Raw genomic sequence first — 425 nt, forward strand, 5'->3', positions numbered from 1 at the left:
CCACGCCCCTCCCCGACGGATCCCCCACCCGGGGGCCGAGCGGCCCGCCGGCACGCCCGCGCCGCAGCCCGTCGGTGCCCCGACGGCCTGCGGTTCCGGTTGACCGTCCCGGTGGGTCTTCCCGCCGCCGCCCTGCTGGTCGTCTGGCTGCTCGCCCTGGTGACCCTGCCGGTGGCCCCGGAAGGCGCCGTTCCCGGCCTCCTTCTCGCCTCCTGGCTGGTCGTTCTCCTGCTCGTTCCCCCCGTGCTCCTGGTGAGCGCGGTGGCCGCCGGGCGGCTGCTGATCTCCCTGGAGCGGGACCTGGCCGACCTGCGCTCCCGCCTTCGGGAGTCGGCCCGGGGGGAGGGTTCGCCGGACACCGACCGGTCGCCCGCGGGGGAGAGGGGTCTCCCCGAGCCGTCCTCCCCCTGTGTCTTATACAAACG

Annotated in this window: 1 protein-coding gene; it reads left to right on the plus strand. The window is 76.2% G+C overall.

Annotated elements, in window-relative coordinates:
- Positions 1–111 precede the first annotated feature (111 nt).
- Positions 112–425: hypothetical protein (locus FOE67_RS28380; RefSeq protein WP_182667643.1), on the plus strand; the 314-nt coding region annotated here is incomplete at its 3' end.

The organism is Streptomyces calidiresistens (assembly GCF_014141525.1).
GTDB classification, from domain to species: domain Bacteria; phylum Actinomycetota; class Actinomycetes; order Streptomycetales; family Streptomycetaceae; genus Streptomyces; species Streptomyces calidiresistens.